General features: G+C 61.3%; 11 protein-coding genes and 1 riboswitch. Of the genes, 7 read left to right on the plus strand and 4 right to left on the minus strand.

What is annotated here, in order from left to right; genetic code table 11:
* Window positions 1-61 precede the first annotated feature (61 nt).
* Both ald and H2Z84_RS09010 read right to left on the minus strand, forming a co-directional pair.
* Window positions 62-1,183: an alanine dehydrogenase gene (gene ald / locus H2Z84_RS09005; RefSeq protein WP_103523999.1), complete on the minus strand. Its 1,122-nt coding sequence runs from the start codon at window positions 1,181-1,183 to the stop codon at window positions 62-64.
* Between the two features lie 362 nt (window positions 1,184-1,545).
* Window positions 1,546-3,147, minus strand: a complete 1,602-nt coding sequence (locus H2Z84_RS09010) for a diguanylate cyclase domain-containing protein (RefSeq protein ID WP_181835696.1) — start codon at window positions 3,145-3,147, stop codon at window positions 1,546-1,548.
* A 251-nt stretch (window positions 3,148-3,398) separates the two neighbouring features.
* Between H2Z84_RS09010 and H2Z84_RS09015 the strand changes: the two genes are divergently transcribed.
* The 3 genes from H2Z84_RS09015 to H2Z84_RS09025 all read left to right on the plus strand — a co-directional run bounded on the left by H2Z84_RS09015 (window position 3,399) and on the right by H2Z84_RS09025 (window position 7,465).
* Complete coding sequence (locus H2Z84_RS09015) at window positions 3,399-4,421, plus strand: putative 2-aminoethylphosphonate ABC transporter substrate-binding protein (RefSeq protein WP_258869348.1); 1,023 nt, start codon at window positions 3,399-3,401, stop codon at window positions 4,419-4,421.
* A 249-nt stretch (window positions 4,422-4,670) separates the two neighbouring features.
* Window positions 4,671-5,765 (plus strand): putative 2-aminoethylphosphonate ABC transporter ATP-binding protein, encoded by a 1,095-nt coding sequence (locus H2Z84_RS09020; RefSeq protein ID WP_181835698.1) that lies wholly within the window; start codon window positions 4,671-4,673, stop codon window positions 5,763-5,765.
* Window positions 5,759-7,465 carry a putative 2-aminoethylphosphonate ABC transporter permease subunit gene (locus H2Z84_RS09025; protein ID WP_181835699.1) on the plus strand — a complete coding sequence of 569 codons (1,707 nt, stop codon included), beginning with the start codon at window positions 5,759-5,761 and terminating at the stop codon, window positions 7,463-7,465. Before H2Z84_RS09020 ends, H2Z84_RS09025 begins: the two co-directional genes overlap by 7 nt.
* A gap of 30 nt (window positions 7,466-7,495) precedes the next feature.
* On the opposite strand, the gene H2Z84_RS09030 is transcribed toward H2Z84_RS09025, so the two are convergent.
* Together H2Z84_RS09030 and nhaR are read right to left on the minus strand one after the other, a co-directional pair.
* Window positions 7,496-9,544: a site-specific recombinase gene (locus H2Z84_RS09030; protein WP_181835700.1), complete on the minus strand. Its 2,049-nt coding sequence runs from the start codon at window positions 9,542-9,544 to the stop codon at window positions 7,496-7,498.
* A 209-nt stretch (window positions 9,545-9,753) separates the two neighbouring features.
* The gene (nhaR, locus tag H2Z84_RS09035) at window positions 9,754-10,647 is read right to left on the minus strand and encodes a transcriptional activator NhaR (RefSeq protein ID WP_181835701.1); all 894 of its coding nucleotides are present in this window, start codon (window positions 10,645-10,647) and stop codon (window positions 9,754-9,756) included.
* Window positions 10,648-10,788: 141 nt separating this feature from the next.
* Between nhaR and htpX the strand changes: the two genes are divergently transcribed.
* The 4 genes from htpX (at window position 10,789) to H2Z84_RS09055 (ending at window position 15,682) form a co-directional block, all read left to right on the plus strand.
* Window positions 10,789-11,670, plus strand: a complete 882-nt coding sequence (gene htpX, locus H2Z84_RS09040; RefSeq protein ID WP_181835702.1) for a protease HtpX — start codon at window positions 10,789-10,791, stop codon at window positions 11,668-11,670.
* A 111-nt stretch (window positions 11,671-11,781) separates the two neighbouring features.
* A complete protein-coding gene (locus tag H2Z84_RS09045) occupies window positions 11,782-12,777 on the plus strand; it encodes a TerC family protein (RefSeq protein ID WP_181835703.1) in 996 nt (331 codons plus the stop codon).
* Between the two features lie 111 nt (window positions 12,778-12,888).
* Window positions 12,889-12,989, plus strand: a riboswitch (Fluoride riboswitch).
* A gap of 76 nt (window positions 12,990-13,065) precedes the next feature.
* Window positions 13,066-14,352, plus strand: coding sequence for a voltage-gated chloride channel family protein (locus tag H2Z84_RS09050; RefSeq protein ID WP_181835704.1), 1,287 nt, complete (start codon window positions 13,066-13,068; stop codon window positions 14,350-14,352).
* A gap of 118 nt (window positions 14,353-14,470) precedes the next feature.
* Window positions 14,471-15,682, plus strand: a complete 1,212-nt coding sequence (locus tag H2Z84_RS09055; protein WP_181835705.1) for an MFS transporter — start codon at window positions 14,471-14,473, stop codon at window positions 15,680-15,682.
* Window positions 15,683-15,687: the final 5 nt, after the last annotated feature.

Raw genomic sequence — 15,687 nt, forward strand, 5'->3', positions numbered from 1 at the left:
CGGCCTGCGCCATGATTCTGGCGTGGGCCGGCCTTGTCTGCAGCGGGCAGTCTGACGGGAATCAGGCGGTCTTGATGGCTTCCACCGGATCGACATAGTGGTAGCCCAGATCATCGGCCACCGCCTTGTAGGTGATCTTGCCGTGGCACACATTCAGGCCATTGCGCAGATGGGCATTGTCCAGCAGTGCCTGACGCCAGCCCTTGTTGGCCAGTTCCAGCGTGAAGGGCAGGGTGGCGTTGTTCAGCGCCTGGGTGGAGGTGCGGGCCACGCCACCCGGCATATTGGCCACGCAGTAGTGCACGATGCCATCCACCACATAGATCGGGTCCTGATGGGTGGTGGCGCGGCTGGTTTCGAAACAGCCGCCCTGATCGATGGCCACATCCACCAGCACTGCACCCGGTTTCATATTGCCCAGCATGGCGCGGGTAACCAGCTTGGGTGCGGCAGCCCCCGGAATCAGCACCGCACCGACCACCATGTCGGCTTCGCGGATGGACTCGTCGATATTGGCGGTATTGGACACCAGGGTCTTGATGCGGCCGCCAAACACCATGTCGATTTCCTTCAGGCGCGGTAGCGACTTGTCCAGAATGGTGACATCAGCACCCAGCCCGGCCGCCATGCGTGCCGCGTTCAGGCCCACCACGCCACCACCGATCACCACCACGCGGGCCGGAGCCACACCCGGCACACCGCCCAGCAGCACACCACGACCACCCTGGGCTTTTTCCAGTGCATGGGCGCCAGCCTGGATGGCCATGCGGCCGGCCACTTCCGACATCGGGGCCAGCAAGGGCAGGCCGCCACGCTCGTCGGTCACGGTTTCGTAGGCAATGGCCACTGCGCCGGATTCGGTCAGCAGCTTGGTCTGCTCCGGGTCCGGTGCCAGATGCAGATAGGTAAACAGGATCTGGCCGGGGCGCAGCATGCGGCACTCTACCGGCTGTGGTTCTTTCACTTTCACCACCATCTCGGCCTTTGAAAATACTTCTTCTGCCGAAGAAGCTATCGAGGCCCCGGACTGGATGTACTGCTCGTCGGTAAAACCGATGGCCAGCCCGGCCTGGGTCTGCACCAGCACCTTGTGGCCATGCGCAACCAGCTCGCGCACGCCGGAAGGGGTGAGACCCACACGATACTCGTGGTTTTTGATTTCCTTTGGAACACCGATCAACATTACCGTCTCCTTCTGTTATTGGATGGAAGCAACAGCAAACGTCTTGGGCAGGTAGCCGGGCGACCTGTTGGTGACAGGCGGCCTGCTCGGTCAAGCAGCAATGACAAGGCATGTCATCCGGACAGCGGTGCGCTGAAATTCTGCACATGCAATGGCGTGCTCAGTGGCAGGCCGGTGTCCGATCCCGTGGCGGGATGATTTGTAGTATATGGAGGCGACGACAGGGGTATTCACTGTAGTTTTTCACTACAACAGTGTTATTTGTCGGATATTTCTGATTGCTAGTGAGAAAGTATTGAAAATTCAGGACGGCTGAATTGGTTTGATCGTGGTCAAATAGTGGCGTGCTGATCACGCCGGCCCTAGTTGCGCATCAAGCAGTTGCCACCGGCATGTTTGGCCAGATACATCGCCTGATCGGCCTCTTGCAGCAGCGAGTCGGGCGTGCTGTCGGCGGTGGCCAGCGTCAGGCCGATGGAAATGCCCAGCTGGAATTCCTCCGCGCCAATCCGCAGCGGCGGCTGCATGGCGGCCAGGCATTTTTCCGCCACGATGCGGGCGACTTCCCTGGCTTGTTCGTCCAGATCACACAGCAGCAGCACGAATTCGTCGCCACCGATGCGCGCCAGGGTATCGGTTTCGCGTAGCACCGCCAGCAATCTGCTGGTGACCATGCGCAGGGCCTCGTCGCCGGCATCATGCCCCTGGCTGTCGTTGATATGTTTGAAACCATCCAGATCCATGAATAGCAGTGCCACATGCTTGCCGTGGCGGCGCGATTGCGCCAGTGCCAGTTTCAGCCGGTCGGCCAGCAGCAGGCGATTGGGTAGCCCGGTCAGGGTGTCGTGGTGGGCGATGCGTTCCAGCTGGGCCTGTTGTTCGTGCAGCTTGCGCAGCAGCCGGTTAAAGGCGGAGATGAAGTGGCCCACTTCGTCGTTGCGGCGGATGGCCAGCGGCACCAGCGGCAATTCGCCACGCGTCATGCGTTCGGCGTCGGCGGCGGCATGAAACAGCGGCCGCAACACGTAATACATGCAGGCCGATGCCAGCAGGGCAAACAAAATGGTGGCGACGATGGCTCCGCGAATGGCGAAGCTCTGCACATGGCCCACGGTGGCGAAGGCTTCGCTGCTGGACAGGCGCGCCACCACAAACCAGCCACTACTGGGCACCGAAACGATGGCGGCCACTTCTTCCTGTCCCATCGCATTGGTGGTGATGCCACTGCCGCGATAACCGGCCATGGCACGGTCATGCAGCGGATTGATGCCGGTGGCCGGCAGCTTTTGCATATTCATCTCTTTTTGCGAGGCAGCCACAAACAGGTTGTCGCGTGGAGAAACCAGCAAAAATCCGCCGCTATCATGGCCGATCGCGGTTTTTTGCAGCAGATCGAGAAAGCCGGGTGCTGCCAGCGGGGTAATGCCGGCCAGCACACCTACCACTTGCATGTCGCGATTGAAAACCGGCACCGCCATTGGCAATACCGGTATGCCCAGTGCATGGCCCACCACCGGGCGGCCAATATAGCTGTTGCCCTGCAAGGCAGCCCGTATGTAGTCGCGTTCGATATAACTGCGCTGCATGCGGCCGGGTGCTACCGGATAGTCGGCCACGGCCTTGCCATGCAGATCGGTCACGAACAGACCACCGGAAAACAGGTTCTGGTACTGGTAGCGCTGGCGCAGCCACTGGCGCAGCTGTTCCGGCTGTTGCAGCAATGGTTGCGGCAGGTCGCTGGCGAGGTGGGTCAGCAGGGTCTGGCGCTGGCTGATCTTGTCATCGATATCGCGCGCCACATAGGTAGCCAGTGCCAGCTGCTGGTCTTGTACCACCGTGCTGAGGTCCTGGCGCAGGAAATGGCTCAGCGCGTAGTAACGTACCAGTGAGCCGATACACACCAGACAGACGACCAGTATCAGCAAGCGGGTGATGATGCTGTCAAAGATGCGACGCAGGGTCATTGGAGCCGTTTTAGGGTTCGTTGATTTTATGCTTGCAGTGTATACCGCAGGCATTGGCTGCTGCCAAGAAATTCGGCATTGCCATGCCGGGTGGGCTTGCTGCGGGAAAGGTCTAGCAGCGCAAGACAAGTTTCATGTCGGTTTAACTGCCTTGTCACTCAGACTGATCATGATGGCAGCCATTGACTGGCCGACCAGCCTTCTAGTGCCGGTAAATTTGTCTATACGTCTAAATCAATGGAGTAATGTCGATGAAAAAGCAGATGGCTGCATGCATTGGCCTGGTGTGTACCGGCCTGATGGCACCGCTGGCACAGGCAGCAACTACCCTGACGGTTTATTCCGCACTGGAGGCTGATCAGGTCAAGGATTACAAGGCTGCCTTTGAAAAGGCCAACCCGGATATCGAGCTGCGTTTTGTGCGTGAATCCACCGGGGTGATTACCGCCAAGCTGCTGTCGGAAAAGAACAATCCGCAGGCTGATGTAGTGTGGGGCCTGGCCGCCACCAGTCTGATGATTCTGGATCAACAAGGCATGCTGCAAAGCTATGCGCCCAAGGGTGTGGAAAATCTCAATCGCGAATTCGTCGACAAGGCGCATCCGCCCAAGTGGACGGGCATGGACGTGTGGGCGGCCACCATCTGTTTCAATACCGTGGAAGCCGTCAAGAAAGGCCTGCCCAAGCCGGAAAGCTGGGCCGACCTGACCAAGCCGGTGTACAAGGGCCAGATTGTGATGCCGCATCCGGCCTCGTCCGGCACCGGCTATCTGGATGTGTCCGCCTGGTTGCAGATGATGGGTGAGAAAAATGGCTGGGACTACATGGACAAGCTGCACGTCAACATGGCCCAGTATGTGCACTCTGGCAGCAAGCCCTGCAAGATGGCTGCGGCGGGCGAATACCCCATCGGTATTTCCTTTGAATACCGCGGTGCCGAGCTGAAGGAAAAGGGCGCGCCGATTGATCTGGTCTATCCCAAGGAAGGTCTGGGCTGGGATCTGGAGGCCACGGCCATCCTCAAGGGCAGCAAGAACCTGGCTGCCGCCAAAATGCTGGCGGATTTCTCGGTCAGCCTGCCGGCCATGCAGCTGTATGAAAAGAACTACGCCGTGGTGGCCATGCCGGGCGTGGCCAAGCAGAACCCTTACATCCCCACCGACTATGCCAAGCGCCTGAGCAAGAACAACTTTGCCTGGGCCGCCAAAAATCGCGAAGCCATCCTGCAGGAATGGTCGCGTCGTTATGAAAGCAAGGCTGCACCGAAAAACTGAAGCAGCGTGCTAAACGGCTAATTGTCCATTACCCGCGACACCAGCAGTCCGCCGACTGTTGGTGTCGTTTGTTTGGGCGTGCCGCCAGTAGCGCGGTGCAGTCCGGCGCACAGTCCCACGAGGCTTGGCCGGGCCGGCTTAACGCAGCTTGGGCCAAGCTTCTCAATCATTTGGCCAGCAGTTTGTCATGTGTCGATTTATACCGCGCACGCCGGTCGCTGTTACCGGCTGCGGCAGGAGGAATGTGTCATGAAACCGGCCGAAAACGGCTTGAGCGATCACCTGACCATGCACGGGCTTTCCCGGCGCTTTGGCAGTTTTACCGCGCTGGATGCGGTATCGCTATCCATACGCAAGGGTGAATTTGTCTGCCTGCTGGGGCCTTCTGGCTGCGGCAAGACCACTTTGTTGCGGCTGATTGCCGGCCTTGATCTGCCGGATGCCGGCAGTATTGCGCTGCAAGCGCGCGATATTACCCGTGCCGCACCGGCGCAACGTGATTACGGCATTGTGTTCCAGAGCTATGCGCTGTTTCCCAACCTGAGCGTGGCGGACAATATCGCCTACGGGCTCAAGCCACGGCATGAGCGGCAACGCCACCGCCTGCGGGTGCGCGAGCTGCTGGACATGGTCGGCCTGCCTGGAGCCGAGGACAAATACCCGGCGCAACTGTCCGGTGGCCAGCAGCAGCGCGTGGCCCTGGCGCGTGCGCTGGCTACCTCGCCCGGCATGCTGTTGCTGGATGAACCGCTGTCGGCGCTGGATGCACGGGTGCGCGACAAGCTGCGTGAAGAGCTGAAGGGTTTGCAGCAGCGCTTGGGCGTGACCACGCTGATGGTGACGCATGATCAGGAAGAGGCGCTGGCCATTGCCGACCGGGTGGTGGTGATGAATGCCGGCCGGATCGAGCAGATCGGCACGCCGGCGGAAATCTACCGCCAGCCCTGCAGCCGCTTTGTGGCGGAATTCGTCGGCGAAGCCAACTGGCTGCCGGCCACGGCCTGTGGCGCGCAACAGGTCCGTGTGGGCAACCATGCACTGCGGCTGGAAGCTGTGCTGCCGCCAGACCCGGCCTTGCAGCTGTTCTTGCGGCCGGAGGACGTCATCATCAAGCCGCGCTGGGAGAATGCCCCGAATACTGTGCTGGCCCGCGTCGACAATATCAGCTTTGGCGGTGCGCTGACCCGCATCCGCCTGCTGCCGGAGGGCATGCCCGGGCAGGTGCTGTATGCCGAAGTGTGCCCCGGCATGCTGGATCGCCAGCCACTGGTGCCGGGTGAGATCGTGCCGGTGGAGCTGCCAGCGGCCCGCCTGCTGGCCTTTGCCGGAGACCTGCCATGCTGAGCGCGGTATTACGCTGGTTGCCGCGTGGCGGGCAGGCCGGCATCGCAGGTGAGGCGCGCATTGCCAGCCTGCTGCTGTGGGCGCTGGTGGCGGTGTTGCTGTTGGGTTTGGGCCTGCCCTTGTTGTTCATCTTCGCCAAGTCCGTACAGGATGGCGACGGCGGCTTTGTCTGCCTCGCCAATTTTGCCCAGGTATTGCAATCGCCCGGCCTGCTGCGCGCCAGCAGCAACAGTCTGCAACTGGGGCTGACCGTCACCGCACTGGTGCTGCCACTGGCCTTTGCCTTTGCCTGGGCCCTGCTGCGCAGCCGGCTATGGGGCAGGGGGCTGTGGCGGCAGGTCGGCCTGTCGCCCTTGCTGGCCCCTTCGCTGATGCCGGCCATTTCGCTGGTTTACCTGTTCGGCAACCAGGGCCTGCTCAAGGACTGGCTGCATGGTGGCAATATCTACGGCTTTTGGGGCGTGGTGCTGGGTGAGTTGTTTTACACCTTTCCGCATGCCTTGCTGATCATCATGACGGCACTGTCCGCTGCCGATGCCCGGCTATACGAAGCTGGCCGGGTGCTGGGGGCCGGACCTCTGCGCCAGTTCCTGACCATTACCCTGCCCGGTGTGCGTTACGGGCTGGTCTCGGCGGGGCTGGTGGTGTTCACCCTGGTGCTGACCGATTTTGGCGTGCCCAAGGTGGTGGGCGGCGATTTCAATGTGCTGGCGGTGGAAGCCTTCAAGCAGGTGATTGGCCAGCAGAACTTTCCGCGTGGGGCGGTGGTGGGCTTGCTGCTGTTGCTGCCAGCCATTCTGTCCTGTCTGGTGGAACGGCACATGGCCAGGCGGCAGCAGGCGGCGCTGACTGCACGGGCGCAGCCGTTTGCCCCAGCGCCAGCATGGCTGCGCGATGCTGGCGCCCTGCTGCTGTTGCTGGCCATCGGCCTCTTGCTGCTGGCGCTGCTGGGGGTGGGGGTGGCGGCATCCTTCATCAAGTACTGGCCGTACAATCTGGACTTTACCCTGGCCCATTATCAGTTCGACACGGTGGATGGCGGCGGCTGGTCGGCCTATGTCAACAGCCTGCAGCTGGCCACGGCCACGGCAGTGCTGGGCAGCCTGCTGGTGTTTGTCGGGGCTTATGTCTGCGAAAAACTGCCGGGCATGGCGCTGGGGCGCAGCCTGTTGCGCTTTCTGGCCATGTTGCCGATGGCGGTGCCGGGGCTGGTGCTGGGCTTGGGCTATGTGTTCTTTTTCAATCACCCGGCCAATCCACTGCATGGCTGGTATGGCAGCCTGGGCCTGATGGTGTTGTGCTGCATTGCCCATTTCTATACCACGGCGCATCTGACCGCCGCCACGGCACTCAAGCAGCTGGATGGTGAGTTCGAAGCGGTGGCCGCTTCACTCAAAGTACCGTTCTGGGTGACCTGGTGGCGGGTGAGCCTGCCGGTCTGCCTGCCGGCGCTGGTGGATGTGGCGCGCTTTCTGTTTGTGTCGGCCATGACCACGTTGTCTGCGCTGATCTTCATCATGACGCCGGAACACAGCCTGGCGGCGGTGTCCATCATCACCATGGACGATGCCGGCGATACTGCTGCGGCAGCGGCCATGGCCACGCTGGTGGTCTTGAGCTCGGCCGGGCTGTCCCTGCTGCTCAGCCTGCTGGAGCGGCTGCTGGGCCGACGCAATCAGCGCTGGCGCAAGCCCGGCTGAAACCGGGCCTGGCTGTAGCGTGAGGGCTGCTCAGGAGCCAGCCGGCTTGTCCCCGGCCGCCTCGTCTATCGGCGGGCGCGGCGCAGCGGGGGGAATGAAGAACTGCAGGGGGTGACGGATGAAGTGCTTGAGCAACAAGGGCAGTAGCGGCAATACCTGACGGCCGCTCAGCTTGCGCGAACGTAGTGCCACCCACAGTGCCATGCTGAAGCTGACCGCCAGATTGGTGAAGCCGATCAAGGCCACGCCGCCGCAGTACAGGGCAATCATCCCCAATGGCAGCTGGAAATCCAGTGCCACCAGGCCGAATGCCAGATTGGCAGCAGAGAAGGTGATGTGGCGGATGTCCAGCGGCAGGCCGAGAATGATGCCGATGGTGCCGGTCAGCCCAAGGAACAGGCCGAAATAGAAGTTGCCGGCCAGTGCCCCCAGATTGTGCTCGACGTAATGCCCCAGCTGCCAGGCGCGATGCTTGCCCAGCAGCTTGTTCAGCAGCGGGTGGGCAGCCAGTCGTTCCGGGATGCGGCGATAGATGGCCTTGTTATCGTAATAACCGGCAATCAGTCCGGACAGGAAGAGATACACCCCGGCAATGCCAGCATGCAGCAGCGCCAGGCTGCCCAGCGGGTCCAGATCATGCAGCAGGTGCTGGGCCTTGGCCGTGCCGACCACCGGCTGGCCGAACAGTGCCTGCCAGCCGAGGGCGATGATGGCGGCGGTGGGAATGGCCAGCAGTACATTGCCCAGGATGGCGATGAACTGCGTGCGCATCACCTTGACCACCAGTTCGGCCAGCTCATCCAGCGGCACTCGCGAACCGCTTTTTTCCTGCTGGTGAAGGGCGGCGGCAATGCGGGCGGCGGTCATCGCCGGCTGTTTGGTGGCAATGGTGAAGTGCAGCAATTGCACGATGATGAAGCCGATGGCGTAGTTGAGACCATACGACAGCCCCTCCCACAGCAGTGGCAGGTGGGCCTGGGCCAGTAGCAGCTTGATCAGCGCCATCACCCCCACGATCAGCCCGGCGCCCATGGCGGCCTTGGCCATGCCCGCCCATTCCCGGCGCGATTCGGCAATATAGTGTTCGCCGTGGCGGCCGGCATGTTCGGTCACCTGCAGTGCCAGCAGTTCGGTATTGGACTTGAGCACATCGCTGACGCTGTATTTGCGGTTTTCCGCGCGGGCGAAGTCTTGTATCAGGTGAAACAATGCCGGGTTGTGTCCCGGGTCGTGGCCCGGCTCCAGTAGCGCCAGCAGGGCGCGCAGGCGGTTCAGGCTTTGCAGCAGGCGCAGGGCCTGATAGGTGAGGTTGACCGAGATGCCGTTGCGCGAAGCATTCTTGCGGATTTTGCCCAGTATTTCCTCGCACTGATCCAATAGCACCAGTACGTGCTTATCGTCTTCTGCCTGTGCCGTGCCATCAGCCAGTGCCCGGCGATAGCTGTCGGCATAGCTGAGCACGGCGGCATTCAGGTGCAGGAAGGGCGACTCGAAGCGCTCGATTTCCGGATAGACCCGTACCAGTTCCGGCTCCAGGCCAATGGCCGTGACCCGTGCCGACAGGATCTGCACGGCCTCTACCATTTGCAGCCGGGTTTGTACCCAGCCGGCACGATCTTCTTCCTCCGGCCAGGCCATGGCCTGCCATAGCTGCTGCCAGGTTTCATCCGGTATGCCAGCCAGCCAGATGTGATCCTGCTTCCAGCGGAAGAGGCGGCCAAAGCGGTCCTGCAAGGAGTCTTCGCGGATGGGCATGGGCAGCAGCCGTTCACCTACCCGCTTGGATAGCGTGGAGAAGAAACCGGTATTGGCCAGAATGCCCGATTCGGTATACAGCGGTATCTGCCGGGTTTGCGTCAGCAGCTCCAGCAGGGCAGAGCGCAGTGCCTGGCGATAGGTGGGGTTATGTTCCAGCAGCCAGGCCAGCGCGCGCAGGTTCATCACCGCCTGTTCATGATTGGTGGCGCTGGATGGGCGCAGGCTGCGTATCAGCTCGGCCAGTGCGGCTCCGCTGCTACATTCGCCTGCGCTCAGGCTTTGAAAGATGGAATCGAGAGTCTGATTGGGCAAATTGGTCATTCGGTCAGATAGTGTCAGGCCAGTGTATGCCGGCTGCGGGCAGCCAGCTTGTCATGCAGTATGGGTAATTTGTAAGAAGAACAACAGTATCGCAAGCTGTTTTTGGTCGCCGCCTGCGTAATCAGTCAAATCAGACAATGCTGATTTACTGCTGGTTCAGCGGGTCCGGGAAAAATCGTACAGCGAAACTACACTTTTCCATGTGACGATTATTCCGAATCGGCATGCTGAATGATCGCCTGTACTGCCTTATGCTGCAATTTGCGGCGGTTGGCGATGGCGTAATACTGCTCTTCCACGCCCTCCACCAAGCCGAGCAGGCAGAGCTTGCCGTTGCCGGTAATATCGCTGGCGGCAAAGGCCGGCGCCGGAAACAGGCCGGCACCCTGTTCGCCAAAGGTATGCAGCAATGCGCCATCCTTGAACTCCCCCACGATGTCCGGACGGATGCCGCGCTCTTCCAGCCAATGTTCCAGCTGGCCGCGCAGCACATTGTCGCGGCTGGGTAGCAATAGCGGTGCGCGCTGCAGGCTGTGTGGAAATCCCGGCTGGTAGCGCTCGGCCAGTGCTGGCGTGGCGAAAATCATCACCGGACAGCGGGCCAGCAAATAGGATTGCAGCGTCTGCTGCGCCGCTGCTGGTGCCGGGCGGTCGGCCAGCACCAGATCCAGGCTGTGGCTGCTCAGCTCGTGCAGCAGTTGGTCGAATGTCCCCTCGTTGCAGTGCAGCCTGACACGCTGCGGCAAGGCCAGGGCGGGTTGCAGCAGACGGTAGGCAATGCTCTTGGGCAGCACATCGCTGATGCCGCTGCTCAGCCGCAAAGTGTGATCCAGCTGCTCGTCGGCCAGCATTTCCTGCAATTCTTCGCCCAGCTGGAAAATACGGTCGGCATAGCCCAGTGCCATGCGGCCAGCCTCGGTCAATACCAGACCACGCCCTTGCTGGGTAAACAAGGCGCGGCCGATGTGTTGCTCCAGCCGCGAGATCTGGCCGCTGACAGTCTGCGCCGTCATGCCCAGCTGGCGTGCCGCTGCCGTGACACTGCCGGCACGGGCTACCGCCCAGAAATAGTGCAGATGTTTGTAATTAAGATCGCTGAGCATGATTATTCGAAAAAATCTGATGAATATTGTTAGTTTATTTGATTTTTTCGTGGACTGGAAACATCTATCATGCAGCATCTGATTTATACGGGCCGGTGCTCAGCGCCGGTCTGCCATTAACCACCACTGAGAGGATTGATCATGAAACGCGTGATCTTGCTGATCGCCACCAATATCGCGGTGATGCTGGTGCTGAGCATCGCCGCCCAGTTGCTGGGCATCAACCGTTTTATCACCGCTGGCGGCCTGAACATGGGCAGCCTGCTGGCCTTTGCCGGCCTGATGGGTTTTGGTGGTGCCTTCATTTCGCTGTGGATGTCCAAGACCATGGCCAAGTGGAGTACCGGCGCCCGTGTCATCGAGCAGCCGAGCAATGAAACCGAGCGCTGGTTGCTGTTTACCGTGCGCAAGCTGGCCGACCGCGCTGGACTGCCAATGCCGGAAGTGGCGGTATACGAAGGCGAGCCGAATGCTTTTGCCACCGGTGCCAGCAAGTCGAATTCACTGGTAGCTGTGTCTACCGGTTTGCTGGCCTCCATGACCGAGCAGGAAGTCGAGGCCGTGCTGGCCCATGAAATCGCCCACATCCAGAATGGCGACATGGTGACGCTGACCCTGATCCAGGGCGTGGTGAATACCTTTGTGTTCTTCCTGGCGCGCGTGGTGGGCTATCTGGTGGACAACTTCTTGCGCCGCAACGACGAGGAGTCTTCCAGCGGCACCGGCATTGGCTACTTCATTACCGTCATCGTCTGCGAAATCGTGTTCGGCATTCTGGCGTCGTTTATCGTGATGTACTTCTCGCGTCAGCGTGAATACCGTGCCGATGCCGGTGCAGCCAAGCTGCTGGGCAGCCCGCAGCCGATGATTGCCGCACTGCATCGCCTGGGTGGCGTGCATGCCGGCGAGCTGCCGCAGAACATGGCGGCCTCGGGTATTTCCGGTGGTGCCGGCCTGATGGGGCTGATGTCCAGCCACCCTTCGCTGGAGTCGCGCATCGCCGCGCTGCAAGCTGTGCGCTGAGTCGCCGTATTGTCTGACCACATGACGATGAGCAGGCTGGTCCTGCTCATCGGCGTTTTGCCCCCTAGCCATGGTCCCAGCCAGGCTGCGTTACCGTGAAAGAACAAGATAATGGAATGGTTGAATGTGTTGTTTGCCGGCACACCGCTGTGGATGTGGCTGATGTTCATGGCCATTGTGGCGGCCTTGCTGCTGTTTGATCTTGGTGTGCTCAACAAGGACGACCACGAGATTGGCGTCAAGGAAAGCCTGAAGCTGTCGGCGTTTTACATCGCCATGGGTCTGGCCTTTGGTGGTTGGGTGTGGTGGTACCGTGGCGGCGATGCCGGCATGCAGTATCTCACCGGCTATCTGGTGGAAAAATCGCTGTCGATGGACAACATCTTTGTGATGTCGCTGATTTTCAGCGGCATGGCCGTGCCACGGCTGTACCAGCACCGGGTGCTGTTCTGGGGCATTCTGGGCGTGATCGTGTTGCGGGCCGTGATGATTGGCCTTGGCGCGGTGCTGGTCGCCGAGTTCAAGTGGGTGCTGGTGCTGTTTGGCCTGTTCCTGCTGCTGACCGGTATCAAGATGCTGTTGGGCAAGGATGAAGGCCATCCCTCGCTGGATGACAATAAACTGTACCAGTGGCTGCGCCGTCATCTGCGCCTCACGCCCACCCTGCATGGCCATCATTTCCTGGTGCGTGGTGAACAGCACGGCCTGTCCCGCGGCTGGTGGGCCACGCCCTTGCTGCTGACACTGATCCTGGTGGAAAGCGCCGACCTGGTGTTTGCGGTGGACAGTATTCCGGCGATTTTCGCCATCACCCAGGATCCTTTCCTGATCTACACCTCCAACATTTTCGCCATTCTGGGCCTGCGTGCGCTGTACTTTGCGCTGTCGGCCATGGTGCACCGTTTCGAATACCTCAAGTATTCGCTCGCCATCGTGCTGGTGTTCATCGGGGTGAAAGTAGGGCTGGTGTATCTCAACGACATTCAGCTGGTGCAGTTCCACATTCCAACCGGTGTATCGCTGGTGGTGACGCTGGGCCTGCTGATCAGCGGTGTGCTGTACTCGCTGTACAAGACCCGTGACGAGAAAGGTGACAGCCTGTCCTGAGGCTGATCTGCCGGTTTTGCCCTTGTCCTGTTGCTGGTCTGGCCGGGCTGTCCCTCTGGGGTAGCCCGGCTTTTTGCTTGTCGCGCTCAGGCTTTGCCGCTAGCATGGCTTTTCTTTGAGGGAGATGGCATTCCTCCCGCTTGTCCCGCTGCGCAGCATGTCGCGGCCGTGACAGCAAACCGCCCATCCGGGCTGATGATGCCTGCAGGATTCCCCTTGCCGGGAGCTGCAGGTGCGTCTGTATTTTCCGGCCGGGGGTGATTATGTGTTGTCATTCAGAAGAACGTCATGTCTGCCATTTCCCGTTCCGAAACCCTTGCCATGCTGCCGCGCATGAGCAAGCTGCTGTTACTGGCCTGCCTGGTTGCCTTGCTGGCCGGCTCTGCTTCTGCCTTCTTTCTGCATAGCCTGGCATGGGCCACGGCCATGCGGCAGGACTACCGCTGGCTGCTGCTATTGCTGCCACTGGCTGGTTTTGTCGTCGGCTGGGTTTACCTGCGTTATGGCAGCCGGGTGGAGGCTGGCAATAATCTGTTGATCGACGAGATTCACGATCCCACCCGGATTGTTCCCCTGCGCATGGTGCCGCTGGTGCTGTGGGGCACGGTGATGTCGCATCTGTTCGGAGCCTCGGTCGGGCGCGAAGGCACTGCCGTGCAGATGGGCGGAGCGCTGGCCGACCAGCTTACTCACCTGCTCAAGCTCGGTAATGCCGACCGGCGCATCTTGCTGATGTGCGGCATTGCCGCCGGGTTTGCCTCGGTATTCGGTACGCCACTGGCTGGCGCCGTGTTTGCGCTGGAAGTGCTGGCCATTGGTCGCATGCGCTACGACGCGCTGTTTCCCTGCCTGCTGGCGGCTATTGTGGCCGACCAGGTGGGCCTGGCCTGGAGTGTGCTGCACACCCACTACACCATTCAATTTATCCCGGCCATCAGCGGCTGGACCCTGCTGGCCACGCTGGTGGCCGGCGCGCTGTTCGGTCTTACCGGCAAGCTGTTTGCCGACAGCACCCATGCCTTGTCGGCGCGCATCAAGCATCTGGTGAAGTACCCGCCGCTGCGCCCCCTGCTGGGCGGCTTGTTGCTGGTGGCCATCGTCTGGCCGACGGGGGCCGATCGCTATATCGGTCTGGGCATTCCGGTGATTGTCGACGCCTTCCAGCAGCCGCTGGTGCCTTATGATTTCGCTGCCAAGCTGGGCCTGACCGTGCTGTCGCTGGCCAGCGGTTTCAAGGGCGGCGAAGTCACGCCACTGTTTTATATCGGTGCCACCCTGGGCAATGCCCTGTCTCCCTTGCTGCATCTGCCGTTTTCCCTGCTGGCCGGGCTGGGTTTTGTCGCCGTGTTTGCCGGGGCAGCCAATACGCCGCTGGCCTCCACCATCATGGCGATGGAGCTGTTTGGCAGCGAGGTGGGCATCTACGCCGCACTGGCTTGCGTGGCCAGCTATTATTTTTCTGGCCATAGCGGCATTTACCGCTCGCAACGCATTGCCCATGGCAAACACCGGCCCTTTCCACGCGGACTGAAACTGAGCGAGCTGGCCGCCTGGCGGCAGCGGCAGAACAAGTAGTCGGGGGGCGGGTGTGGACGGTTTCCGCTCCTGGCGCAGTCGTTTGCGGGCATGGCTGATGACAGCGCACCAGCCATAATGATATTTAGATGGTATGCGTCGGGGGAGTGGTCAGTTCATGCACAGCGTGACGGTGGTGGAGCGTAGTTGGCGCAGCATGCTGCGGGCGGTGGCCAGCCTGTTGCTGGCTTATGCCTTGCTGGTGGTGGGCAATGCGCTGGGCAGCACCGAAACCTCGCTCAGCTTGCTGGCCAATGGCGTGCCGGTGGCGGTGGCCGGCATGGTGCAGTCGGCCTATTACGCCGGTTTCTTTCTCGGCGGATTCTTCTGCAGCGGCATGATTCGCCAGTATGGCCATCACCGGGCCTTTGCTGCGCTTACCGCCATCATCTGCGTGCTGACCTTGTGTCAGGCGCTGTTCACCACGCCGTGGCTGTGGCTGCTGGCGCGGCTGGGCAATGGTCTGGCCATGGTGGGCATCTACATGGTGGTGGAAAGCTGGCTGAACGGCTGTGTCAGCAACAGCCAGCGCGGCCAGCTGTTTTCGCTTTACCTGATCATCAGCTACCTGGGGGCAAGTGCCGGCCAGTGGCTGCTCAAGCTGCCGTTCAGCCAGTCTGGCTGGCCCTTCATCATCGTGGCCATGTTGTTTGCCCTGGCCATCATCCCGGTCACCCTGACCCAGCAGCGTCCGCAAGTGCTGGCGGCCCCAGCGCCTGGCAATGTGCTGGCGCGGGCCATGCGTACCCTGCGCTTGCTGGGCCGGCGCGCTCCGCTCAGCCTGGTGGGGGCGGTGCTGGCCGGCTGTTTCAATAGCGCCTTCTACACCATGCTGCCGGCCATGCTGAGCCAGTCCGGCCGCTCTGCACCGGATATTGCCAGTTTCATGGGCCTGGCCTTGCTGGCTGCGCCGCTATTGCAGTGGCCGATGGGCAAATGGGCGGACAGTAGCGACCGCGCCACCTTGCTGGCGCGCTGCGCGCTGGTGGTGGCGGTGCTGTCGCTGATCCTGACCCAGTTGCTGAACACCGGCTGGATGCTGCCGCTGGTGATGGTGTATGTGTCGGTGGCCTTTACCTTTTACGGCACGCTCAGCGGTATCGCCAACGACGCCATGCCAGCGCGCCACCGGGTGGAGGTGAGTGCTTCGCTGCTGATGGTATATGCGCTGGGCGGCACGCTGGGGCCGCTATTGTGCTCCTCGGTGATGGCGGCCATCGGCCCGGCTGGTTATTTCGTGGTGTCCTTGGGCTTGTCGGCCACACTGGGCGGCTATGCCTGGTGGACGGTCAAGCGCTGGCCCTTGCCCAGCCTGCTGCCGCCGCGCTGAGCGAC

Origin of the sequence: Aquitalea aquatica (assembly GCF_013911085.1) — a bacterium.
Taxonomy (GTDB): domain Bacteria; phylum Pseudomonadota; class Gammaproteobacteria; order Burkholderiales; family Chromobacteriaceae; genus Aquitalea; species Aquitalea aquatica.

What these genes read in the sequence shown, in the direction of transcription:
- ald (WP_103523999.1), bottom strand. Translation starts at nt 1,183, where the DNA reads ATGTTGATCGGTGTTCCAAAGGAAATCAAAAACCACGAGTATCGTGTG.
- H2Z84_RS09010 (WP_181835696.1), bottom strand. Translation starts at nt 3,147, where the DNA reads ATGACCCTGCGTCGCATCTTTGACAGCATCATCACCCGCTTGCTGATA.
- H2Z84_RS09015 (WP_258869348.1), top strand. Translation starts at nt 3,399, where the DNA reads ATGAAAAAGCAGATGGCTGCATGCATTGGCCTGGTGTGTACCGGCCTG.
- H2Z84_RS09020 (WP_181835698.1), top strand. Translation starts at nt 4,671, where the DNA reads ATGAAACCGGCCGAAAACGGCTTGAGCGATCACCTGACCATGCACGGG.
- H2Z84_RS09025 (WP_181835699.1), top strand. Translation starts at nt 5,759, where the DNA reads ATGCTGAGCGCGGTATTACGCTGGTTGCCGCGTGGCGGGCAGGCCGGC.
- H2Z84_RS09030 (WP_181835700.1), bottom strand. Translation starts at nt 9,544, where the DNA reads ATGACCAATTTGCCCAATCAGACTCTCGATTCCATCTTTCAAAGCCTG.
- nhaR (WP_181835701.1), bottom strand. Translation starts at nt 10,647, where the DNA reads ATGCTCAGCGATCTTAATTACAAACATCTGCACTATTTCTGGGCGGTA.
- htpX (WP_181835702.1), top strand. Translation starts at nt 10,789, where the DNA reads ATGAAACGCGTGATCTTGCTGATCGCCACCAATATCGCGGTGATGCTG.
- H2Z84_RS09045 (WP_181835703.1), top strand. Translation starts at nt 11,782, where the DNA reads ATGGAATGGTTGAATGTGTTGTTTGCCGGCACACCGCTGTGGATGTGG.
- H2Z84_RS09050 (WP_181835704.1), top strand. Translation starts at nt 13,066, where the DNA reads ATGTCTGCCATTTCCCGTTCCGAAACCCTTGCCATGCTGCCGCGCATG.
- H2Z84_RS09055 (WP_181835705.1), top strand. Translation starts at nt 14,471, where the DNA reads ATGCACAGCGTGACGGTGGTGGAGCGTAGTTGGCGCAGCATGCTGCGG.